The organism is Thermodesulfobacteriota bacterium, from assembly GCA_040755095.1.
Lineage (GTDB): Bacteria > Desulfobacterota > Desulfobulbia > Desulfobulbales > JBFMBH01 > JBFMBH01.
On record JBFMBH010000154.1, the window covers coordinates 1 to 10,380 of the forward strand.

9 protein-coding genes and 1 pseudogene are annotated in these 10,380 nt (G+C 65.7%); all 10 read right to left on the reverse strand.

The window, feature by feature from the left end:
* Positions 1-314: 314 nt before the first annotated feature.
* Positions 315-2,069, reverse strand: a complete 1,755-nt coding sequence (locus tag AB1634_17100; GenBank protein MEW6221234.1) for a hypothetical protein — start codon at positions 2,067-2,069, stop codon at positions 315-317.
* 60 nt (positions 2,070-2,129) lie between these two features.
* Positions 2,130-2,813: a hypothetical protein gene (locus AB1634_17105; GenBank protein ID MEW6221235.1), complete on the reverse strand. Its 684-nt coding sequence runs from the start codon at positions 2,811-2,813 to the stop codon at positions 2,130-2,132.
* A 69-nt stretch (positions 2,814-2,882) separates the two neighbouring features.
* Positions 2,883-4,382: a right-handed parallel beta-helix repeat-containing protein gene (locus tag AB1634_17110; GenBank protein ID MEW6221236.1), complete on the reverse strand. Its 1,500-nt coding sequence runs from the start codon at positions 4,380-4,382 to the stop codon at positions 2,883-2,885.
* 97 nt (positions 4,383-4,479) lie between these two features.
* On the reverse strand, positions 4,480-4,722 hold the full coding sequence (locus tag AB1634_17115) for a hypothetical protein (GenBank protein MEW6221237.1): 243 nt from the start codon (positions 4,720-4,722) through the stop codon (positions 4,480-4,482).
* Between the two features lie 45 nt (positions 4,723-4,767).
* A complete protein-coding gene (locus AB1634_17120; protein MEW6221238.1) occupies positions 4,768-5,607 on the reverse strand; it encodes an IPT/TIG domain-containing protein in 840 nt (279 codons plus the stop codon).
* 124 nt (positions 5,608-5,731) lie between these two features.
* Positions 5,732-5,911, reverse strand: a pseudogene (locus AB1634_17125) (hypothetical protein).
* 142 nt (positions 5,912-6,053) lie between these two features.
* Entirely contained in the window at positions 6,054-7,544 is a 1,491-nt protein-coding gene (xrtD, locus tag AB1634_17130; GenBank protein ID MEW6221239.1) for a VPLPA-CTERM-specific exosortase XrtD, read from the reverse strand.
* Positions 7,535-8,698 (reverse strand): UDP-N-acetylglucosamine 2-epimerase (non-hydrolyzing), encoded by a 1,164-nt coding sequence (gene wecB / locus AB1634_17135; protein MEW6221240.1) that lies wholly within the window; start codon positions 8,696-8,698, stop codon positions 7,535-7,537. The genes xrtD and wecB overlap by 10 nt, the downstream gene beginning before the upstream one ends.
* Entirely contained in the window at positions 8,695-9,459 is a 765-nt protein-coding gene (locus tag AB1634_17140) for a WecB/TagA/CpsF family glycosyltransferase (GenBank protein MEW6221241.1), read from the reverse strand. Before AB1634_17140 ends, wecB begins: the two co-directional genes overlap by 4 nt.
* A 123-nt stretch (positions 9,460-9,582) precedes the next feature.
* A partial coding sequence (locus AB1634_17145) for a hypothetical protein (protein ID MEW6221242.1) occupies positions 9,583-10,380 on the reverse strand: 798 nt, incomplete at its 5' end.

A 10,380-nucleotide genomic window follows, 5' to 3' on the forward strand; every position in this document is an offset into this window, starting at 1 on the left:
TCATACTCAATAACGATATAAGAGCGGCGAAATTCGCTTCAATGGCTCCACGACAGCATCTACAAGGGTTCCCCAAGGCGAGAATGTTATCCCTGAGTGACGATTTCAGGGTCCGCGAAAATCGGTGTTCATCTCTTTTTGGAGCCCTGCGTATGGCAACCCACAGGTCCCATGGCTCCCATGGCCTCATGGGACTTACAGGACCCATAGGACTTGTGGGAGGCCACCGTGGCCAACTTCCGGCATCTCACCCATTCGGGTGCGCTCCGCGCATGGCAACTCTCCTGTATTCCTGACGCGCACCGCGGTGGCGGTTACGGCCCGGGCACGCCCAGCTGGCGGAGGCGGCGCTCCAGGGCGAGGCGATGGGCGAGGGCGGCGGACAGCAGGCGCTTGGCCGGCAGCTCCAGGGTGCCGGTGTCGGCGATGATCGAAGTATAGCTGCCGGCGGAAAAGGCGTTCTCGCTCACCTGCATCCAGGCTGGCCAACCACCATCCTCCTCGGCAAAGATCTCGGCGCCGCGGGCATCACCGGTGCCGGCGGCGAAAACGGAGCGGGCCAGGATGCTCCGTGCCCGGTCGCCGGCAAAGGCGCCCAAGCCGTCCGTGATATAGATGCTGCTGCCCCGGGGCGTGCCGCCGCCTCCCACCTGGTTGCCCAGAAACGAGCAGGAGAGGATCTCAACGCAGGGGTGCCGCCGGACCTGGATGGCACCGCCGCCGCCGGCCTTGACGCCGGGCTGGCCGTTCTCGTCAAAGCCGGACCGGTTGCCCCCAAACGCGCAGTGCCGGTAGACGGTGGTGCAGCCCTCGCTGTTCGCGGGCTCGCCGCCCCGGACCGATGCCCCGCCGAAGAAGTAGGTCCAGTTGCTGTCGAAGACGCAAGCCTCCACCACCGCGCTGGCGTACCGGGAGACATAGAGTCCTGCCCCCTGATGGGCATGGTTCCGCCGGATGGCGCAGTCGGTGATCGTGGCGATAACCGGCCAGTCCACCGGGCCGACCTCGTCCTCATCCCGGCCGCTGACATAGATGGCAGCGCCATCGGCGCCGATTTCCGCCGTATTCCTGGAGATGTTGTCGGTGAACGAGCTTCTGGCGACCGCCAGGCGGGAGAAGCCGGTTCCGCTGCCAGCGGAGAAGTTGATCGCCGCGCCGGCGGAAAACGGTGCCTTGAGCTCGGCGTTGGCGATGTTGCCGGCAAAGGTGCTGCCCTCGACGGTCAGGTCGCTGCCGTAGGAGTAAATGGCGCCGCCGGAATGCCCGGCCTGGTTGGCCAGAAACCGGGTGCCGGAGATGACCAGCCGGTTGTTGCCGGCCTCGACGGCAATGGCGCCGCCGCTGCCCTGAAAGCCGGGCTCGGTGCTGTTGCTCGCAAAGAGGCTGCCGCTGATCACCACGTCCGCATTCCGCACCCCAAGGGCGCCGCCCCGGGAGCGCGCCTGGTTGCCGGCGAACACGCAGCCGTCGATGGCCAGCTGCACGTGGTGGCGGTTGGCGAACGTGATGGCGCCCCCGGTACCGCCGGCAACGTTGCCGCCCCGATTGTCGATGAACCGGCAGTGATCGAGGCGCACCGCGGCCCCGGGGGCCAGATCCTCCTGCAACCGGAGCGGGGACCAGCCGGGCGGGCTGTGGCGGAATTCGAGGCCCGCCAGGGTGCACGACGCCTGGATGCGGACGGTATGACTGTCCGCCAGGGTGACGCCGTCAAAGACCACCGGCCCGGCGTGGCCAGCGTTTTCAGGGTCGCCGGCCTTGGCAGCACGGATGACAAGCCCGGTCTGGGCGTCGCCGACCAGGAGCCCGCCGGCGCCCAGCTCCGCGGCGCCGTAGACCGCGCCATCGGTGCCGCCGGAGATGAGGATGACATCGTACGGTCCGGCGGCCTGCACCAGCTCGGCCAGGGTGCCCGGCTGCCGGGTCTCGGCGTGCGCGCTGGGCCAGCCGGTGGTGGCGAAGCAGGGACTCCCATTGACCTTGGCGAAGAAATAGACCCCAGCCTGGGCCCAGGCAGGAGCCAGGAGGCATGACACAACAGCGATGAAGCCCAGCAGGCTGCGATGCATCTCGTGCAGATCTCCCGTCACCCGGTCTCGATCCCGGCTGCCACCGCGATATCCGGATTTTCAACGCCGGATGGCGATCAGCGAATGGCAGAACCCTAAGAACCGTTCTCTGACCAGTTGGCCAGAAGGGAGCATGGCTTGCAGCTGGCCGGCAGAAACCGGGTGGTAGTAGCGTAGCCGCCCCCTGGCTGTCGCCAGGCTGGCTGCCCTGGCGCCACTTCCCAGACGGTTCATGGTCAGGAGCAGGCCTTGAATCGTTTTCGGATAGGCGCCGAAAAAGGGCACCAGCGGATGCGGGAAATGGGGGTCGACAATGGAATACTTGTTCGGAGTCTGCACGAAGAAGGCCACGCCAGATTGTTCGATGGTCAGTCCCAGGTGAAACTGCTCTTCGTGGCTCGTCAGGTGCTCGATCATCGAATTGGAGAAGACCAGGTCGAATTCCTTCAGACAATCGGCGGTGAGATGCCGGACGTCATTGATCTCCTCCTTGACGTATGGAATGGAGTTGTCGTAGCCGACATTGGTCCGGTCCTGCTCGTGGTTGTTCACCAGGGTCACGCGCAGGTCACCGTCGTGCCCAAAGCCCCAGGCAGTCCAGAAGGAAGCGGTGCCCCCAAGATCCACTACCCGCAGCGGCCGCGGCATGCCGGCGACGACGCCCTTGAAGATCGCCAGCCGCTTCTTCTTGTTGGCCAGCCGTGCATCCTGAAGCTTCTTCTGCAGGCGCGTTGACCAGGTCATGTGAACGTCTGAACTTGTGGTCAATAGGTCACAAAGCTGAAGACTTCGCTGCTCTGACAGAGGTCCTGGTCATAGCCTGAGAGACGTTTCATGCGCGCCCAAATCAGGGGCGCTTCCATTGAACTCCAGGCCAACGTCGGTTCCGCGGTCGATGGCTGGGCTATCCTCCTGCAGGGAGAAGCCAGCGGCGGCCGGGTCGCGGAAGAGCGGATCCTCGGCCAGTGAGTGCGCCTCCTGGCCCGAAACGGCCTGAAATTCGCCCAGTGTTCTTAATCCGTCGTGCCAATAGAGGGTTCGCTCGACACTTGCACCGGGGAAGTCGTTGAAGTCCGTGTCAAGATCCTTGATACGGTCCGAGTGGACGGAGAAATCGGAAGCCTCGTTCAGCCACGAGATGTTGTTGCGCAGCACCACTGACGTTACATCGCCGGCTTGGTGGGCAAAAAGCCACACTCCGGTACTGTTGTCGTAGATCGTGTTGTTGTACAGATAGATATCCCTGAGCATTCCTTCCATGGGCCCAGCCCAATACCCACCGGCGACATGGATGCCAAACAGGCGGTTCTCGTAGATATCTGATTGCTGAACCGTGATACGTTCTGTGCTCCTGGAGGTTCCATTGCTGTTGTACTGGATGGTGAAGCCATAGTCGTTGCCATGAGATCGGGACTGCTCAACCAAAACATCTCTGGCTCCTTTGTGAATGACGATGCCGGCGCCACCACCTGTCGGGGATACCTGGTGACCCCAGAGGTCGCAGTTCCGGACGGTCACTCTTTCCACCTCCTTCATGTCAATGCCGTCTTCCTTGTTGCCATGGAATTCAGAGTTCTCAATGAGCACATCGGTTACCAGGCCTCGCATGCCAATCTGTAAACCGTCTTCAGTCCAGCTGTTGTATGACTCGCTATCCTTGATGACAATATTGCCCATGATGCCGCCTGGTTTGCCGAAAATGTGGATGTTGGCACCATTTTGTTTGTTCGCATCTTCAGTTCCATTGTGATGAACAGAGCATCCGTCAATGCCGAGGTAGTTGACATCCTCTCTTGCCCAGATGCCATAGCCTACTGAGTTGTCATACTTCTGGAAATTCGCGATTGTGCAGTTACGAATCACCACGTATTGACTGTTGTTCAGGTAGATGCCGACATGTGAGTAGCTGTTTCCATTGGGGTCCCTCCCATCGAAGGAGATCGAGTCGAGCACAATATGCCTCCTGTTCTCGAGCGAAGCGGCGTAACCTCTTTTGCTACCGTACACGCCGGTGATGCAGGCCGCCTCGCCATTGAATGACATGAACGTGATCGGTCGGTCTGACTCTCCTGAGCGCACGGGTTGAATCGTCTCGTGATACGTGCCTTGTCGGATGAAGGCGGTGTCGCCAGGTCCAACTTGACTATTGGCGCGTCCTAGGGTGCACCACGGCGCTTCTTGTGTGCCACTGTTGGCATCCGAACAGCTGCCGCCCAACGAGGATGTATCCACGTAGTATTCGGTGGCATGAACATGTCCAGGCCATCCCAAGAGCAGAGCTACGAGCAGGAGGTGCCGACGAGTGATCATCATGAACGTTTCCTCCTTTGTGTGGAGAATTGAAGTCTTCTATGCGGCGCTGGGGCGTTCTTCCCACGCCACGTCCGCTCCCGGGCGGCGACGAATACGGTCAACGCGGATTCATCATCGAATGGAAATATTGCTCCGCGCGGTCGATATCCAAACCGTCCGCCGGGTCTTCCATGACCACATAGTCCTGCCAGTCTCCATGCTCCAGGCCCGGCGGCCAGCGGAAATCGAGGAGCGGGATCTCGGTTTCGAAACCCGGCGGCAGGGTCACCTCCGGAAGGCGGTTACCGATCGGTATCTTCCTTCCGCCAGGTTGGACGAAGCCGGTCTTAACCTCCACCATGCGTGGCCGGTCGGTGGCGTTCCAGACCTGGAGGGCTGACCTTGGTCACAAAGCTGCAGACTTGGTGACGGACCGGCCGCTGCTGTCCCGCACCGTCACCCCCACCGTGCCGGCGCTGTGGGCAGGGGCGGTGCACATGATCTGGCGGTCGGCCCAGGAATTGACTGTGGCAGCCACACCGCCGAAGCTGACCGCGCCGGTGCCCTGGCTGGCGCCGAAGCCGGTGCCGGTAATGGTCACGCTGGTGCCGCCGGTGGCCGGTCCGGAGGCCGGACTGACAGCAGTGACGGCCAGGGGATCCGCTGCTGCCGGAGCAAAGACGGCCGTGACCACCCGCTCCTCATCCATGGCCACGGTGCATCGGGAGGCTTGGGGACCACTCGTGCTGTCGCAGCCGTCCCAGCGGGCAAAGGCGTTGCCGTTGGCCGCGGTGAGGGGGGCGGCCAGGGTCACGGCGGTGTCCTCGCGGTAATGCCGCGACGCCGCAGTGGCACCGGCGGCCGCGCCGAAGATGTCGGGCGGGTCGATCGCGATCGCCACGCCGGAGGCGGGTGCTTCCGATCCAACGGTGAGCCTGTGGATGATGATCTCAGGATCCTGGTAGAGAAAGACTCCAGCCGAGTACAGGTATCGCCCGCTTGCCCCTCCCTGCCGATCCTTGCCACCGGCGATGAGCACCCGACCGTCCTGAAGGAGGGTGGCCGTGGACGACATGAGCCGCGAAGACAGCCAGCCAACCTGGTCGAAGCGCCGGATGGCCGGATCGTAGACCTCCACGTTGAGGTTGAACCAGGTTCCGGCCGCGCCACCGTACCAGGACATCCCCCCGGTGACCAGAACCTTGCCGTCCGGCAACAGGGTCGCGGTATGGTATGCCCGTCCCATGCCCTGGTCCTCCTGCATCGAGCCGGTGAAGGCGAAGCTGTCGGTCTCCGGATCGCTCGTAGATCTCGGCGCTGTTCAAGGCGATGTCTCCCAGTCGAGGATCACTGGTCATCCCACCGGCAACGAGCACCCTGCCGTCCGGCAGGAGCGTGGCGGTGTGGTTGGCCCTGCCTTCCAGGAGGCCGCTGCTGCCGATGATATCCGCCTGGACCGGGAATGGCGCGGCGGCCCCTGCCGCCAGCACGACGGCCAGGCACAAGAGCCCGGTCAGGCGCTGGCGGAATGACACCTCGTTCGTCTGCATCGTTTGTCCTCCTGGATGTCGCTATCTCACTTCAACCCCTTTGTCTGACTGCTCCCGCCCTTCTCCCACGCCGTCGCAACCGTTCCTCTCCCTTCGGACAGCACAGCCGCCTGGGCTTTCGTACCCCCCCGATCGGGTCGCCTCACCCTGGCACATACTCCGGCAGCAGCGGCCAGACGAGGCGCAGAAAGGCCGTAAGCTGCGGCTGGGCGGTGGCCACGTCCTCGCCCTCCAGAAGGGGCAGCTCGATGCGCACCAGGGCGCCGTCGGTGCGGCGCCGGGTCAGCGCGTCCTCGATGAGGGCCAGCTTGTTCTGCCAGGGGCTGGTGAGGAAGCGGCCCCGCTGGGCGAAGAAGTAGCTGGCGAGAAGGCGGCTGCCGTCCCGCTCCAGGAGCATGGTACGGACGGGGATGTGCCGGTCGCCCAGGTCGATCTCCCGGTCCTCCTCCTGGACCATGATCCAGCCGCTGCCCAAGAGGCAGGCCTGGGGGGCATGGGCGGTATGCTGGGTGCCCTGGTGGCGGTAATAGGGGATGAGCAGGTTGAGCTGCCGGCCGGTGGCGGTGTGGGTGAAGGTGGCGGACAGGGTGTCGTCGGACCACAGGCTGTCCAGGATCTCCGGGGAGAGCGGCTGGGCCTTCCCCTGCCAGGGGCCGAGCTGCATGGGGAAGTGGTCGAAGGTGGCACGTTCGGGTGGCTGGTGCAGGGAGGGCAGATGGGCCAGGGCCCAGCCGCTGCCGGCGAAGAGGGCCGAGGCTGCTGCGGCCAGGGCCAGGGGGCGGGCCAGGCCGGCCAGCTGGCGGCCGCCGGGGTCGGGCATCGGCCTGGCCTGACCCTGCCGGCCCAGGGCCTTCAGGAGCATGGCGGCCAGGAGCAGGGCGCCGCCGCCACCCAGGAAGACGATCCAGCCGGTGAAGTCGTGGTAGAGGTCCTGGGCCAGCTCGCCATGGCCGGCGGCCATGAGAATCCCGGTCACCCAGATCCGCAGGCCGTTGATGGCCACCGACAGGGGCGGGACCAGGGCCAGGAGGAGCAGGCGCGACCAGAGCCGGGGCACGAAGAAGCGGCCAACAAGAAGGCCGGTCAGGACCAGGGGCACGAAATAGCGCAGGCCCGAGCAGGCATCCACCACCTGCAGCTGCCGGCCGCTACCCAGGTCGATGATGTTGCCCTGCTGGAGAACCGCAAGCCCCACCCACTGCAGACCCGCCACCGCCAGGGAACTGGCCGCCATCTTCAGGCGGAAGGTCAGAAGACCATTGAGGTAGGAGGGCAGGGGCACCAGGAACAGGAGCACCAGAAAGGGGAAGGCCAGGAGGCGCAGGCGTAAGCCATAGAGGGTGACGCCGGTGCCAACAGCTGCCATCCAGATGCCGGCATAGGCCAGGGTCTCCATGGAGCCCAGCTCCCCGGCCAGCAGCATGGCGGTTGACAGCCCGATGAGCAGAGGTCCCCAGCTGTTCCAGCTGAGCTCGCCGAAGCGGAACCGTGCCCGCTCCTCCCAGCACAGGTACAGGAAGAGGGGCACGATCAGATAGCCGTAGGAGTTGTCGCCGTTGTCCCACCGGCCGGCGAGCTTGACCAGGGCCGGCCAGTGGCTGACCAGGAAGGTCGTCAGGATGCCTAAGGGCAACAGGGCGTGAAGGCCTGGGCTTGTTGACCGTCGTGGGGCTGCGGGCATGGACATGGCTGTTCGCTGAGGATGTCGATGATCCGCCGGGCGGCCCGGCCGTCCCACAGGGGCGGCCGGCGGGCCGGGAGTGGCGGGCTGTGCTGGAACCGGGCAAAGGCGGCCAGGATGCTGTCCCGGCTGGTGCCAGCCAGCCGGTTGGTGCCCGTGGTGATGGTTACCGGCCGCTCGGTGTTTTCCCGCAGGGTGAGGCAGGGCACGCCCAGGGCCGTGGTCTCTTCCTGCAGGCCGCCGCTGTCCGTGAGGACCACGACCGCATCCGCCCAGAGCGTCAACGCCTCCCGGAAGCTCAAGGGCGGCAGCTGCCGGACTCCCGGGTGGAAGGTCAGCCCCAGCCGCGCGATGGCCTGGCTCGTCCGAGGGTGCACCGGGAAGACCACGGGCAGCTCCTCGGCGATGGCGTTCACGGCAGCGGCGATGCCGGTCAAGGTGGCCGCGTCGTCCACGTTGGCCGGCCGGTGCAGGGTGAGAAAGGCATAGCTCCCCAGCTGCCGCTTGATGTCCAGGATTTGGAGCGGTGGCGCCAGTTCCAGGAGGGCCAGCTGGTGGAAGAGGTTGTCCACCATGACGTGGCCCACCAGGTGGATGGCGCGCGGATCCTTGCCCTCCCGCAGCAGGTTCTCCCGGGCGCTCTCCTCGGTGACAAAGAGCTGGTCGGCGATGGCATCGGTGACCAGCCGGTTGATCTCCTCCGGCATGGTGCGGTCGAAGCTTCTGAGCCCCGCCTCCACATGGGCCACCCGGATGCCCAGCTTCTTGGCGGCCAGGCTGGCGGCCAGGGTCGAGTTGACGTCCCCCACCACCACGACCAGATCGGGCTCTTCCTTCTGGCAGACCTTCTCGCAGGCCGCCATGATGGCACCGGTCTGTACAGCGTGGGAGCCGGCGCCTACCTCCAGGAAATGGTCGGGCACCGGGATGCCCAGCTCGGCAAAGAAGACCCCGGACATCTGCCAGTCGTAGTGCTGGCCGGTGTGGACCAGACGCCAACTCGTCTGGCCATTCCCGCCGCGGCCATGGCGGGCGGCCAAGGCCCGGACCAGGGGCGCGATCTTCATGAAATTGGGCCGGGCGCCGGCCACCAGGAGGAGCTTCATGACGCGCCCAGGCTCGGCTCGCGGCCGGTGATGAGGGTGCGCAGCACCATCCACAGAAAGACCGGATTGGTGGAGGCGTAGCGGCTCCACATCCGGGTCGGCTCCTGGCAGAGGCGGTAGCACCATTCCAGACCGGTGGCCTGCATCCAGACCGGGGCCCGCTTCGTCTTGCCGGCGACGATGTCGAAGCTGCCGCCCACCCCCATGGAGAACGGCACCTCCATGGTGGCCATCCAGCGGTTGAGGAACATCTCCTTCTTGGGGGACGGAAAGGCGACGAACAGCAGGTCGGCGCCGCTGGCCCGGATGGCCGCGGCAACCTCCGGCTCCTCCTCCGGGCTGAAGTAGCCGTTGCGGAAGCCGGCCACCTGCAAGGCCGGATGGCGGACCCGGAAGCGCCGCACCGTCTCCGCCACCACCTCCTCCCGGGCGCCCAGGAAGTACGGCCGCAGGCCGCTCGCCGCACAGTGCTCCACCAGCCGCTGGAACAGGTCCACCCCCGCCACCCGCTCCGGCAGCGGGCGGCCGAGGAGGCGCGACGCCCAGACCACCGGCATGCCGTCGGCATTGACCATGTGGCAGCCGTTGACGACGGCCCGCAGCTCCGGGTCCCGGGACATGGCCACCAGCTTGGCGACATTGACCACCACGTGCTGGCGCGGCTGGCGCGCCCGCACGATCTCATCCACGTGCTGGATGGTTTCGTCCATGGTCAGGACATCGATGCGACAACCGAACAGCATGATGGATCGGCGCTCCATACCTCCCCCCCTCCGGCAAGGCCTCCAAGATGATCGCGCGCACCGTATTCGGCTCCGTCTTCAGTGCTACCCAGTCTTGGTGCGTGATCATTTGGGCTCGGTGAGGGGTTGGTTTGATTTCGGTTACGGAGCCGACGCCAGGAGACTGAGGCCGTAGTGCATCCAGGCCTGGGCCCAGCGCAGGTAGGGGATGCGGACAGTGCCCCAGCGGGTGCGGCGGCAGGCGAAGCTGCCCGCCGGGCTCTGGAAATGCCGGATCGCCCAGGACGCCACCCAGGCCGCCCGTTCCAGGCCCGCCGGATGGCGGTCCGCCAGCCGCACGCCGGTGACGATGCCCTGGGCCGAGGCATGGATGTCCAGGGGATAGGTGCGGTGGCGGTAGTAGCGGGGGGCACCGTCCGGCAGCCAGAACACCGACCAGTAGCGGTGCCAGGCCCGGTCCAGGGCCGCCAGCCAGGTGTGGTCGCCGGTGTCCCGGCTCCAGGAGTGGACCGCCACCAGGTTGAAGCCGGTGTGGAAGCTGTCCACGAACCGGTGGTGGTGGCGCTCGCCGTACGGCCAGTCGCCCTCGGGATCCAGGTGCTCCATGGAGTAGCGCACCGCCTTGGCGGAGCGTGTGAGGAGACCGGTGTCGCCGGTCAGCCGATGGACCCGGCCCAGGAGGGAGGCGGCCAGGAGATTGGCGTTGTGGACCCGGGTGCCCTCCCCGGGCACGTAGCCGAAGCACAGCCGCTGGCCATCCTCCATGAGCACCAGATGCTCGCACAGAAAGCGGCAGCTGGCCTGGGCGGCAGCCAACAGCCCCTCGTCGCCGGTCCGTTCGAAGAGGTCGCACAGGGCCTGGCCGCCAAAGACCGTGGCCACCGTGTTGGGGGTGCCCCGGGGCACAAAGAAGGCCCGGGCCTGCCAGGGGAAGGGGTA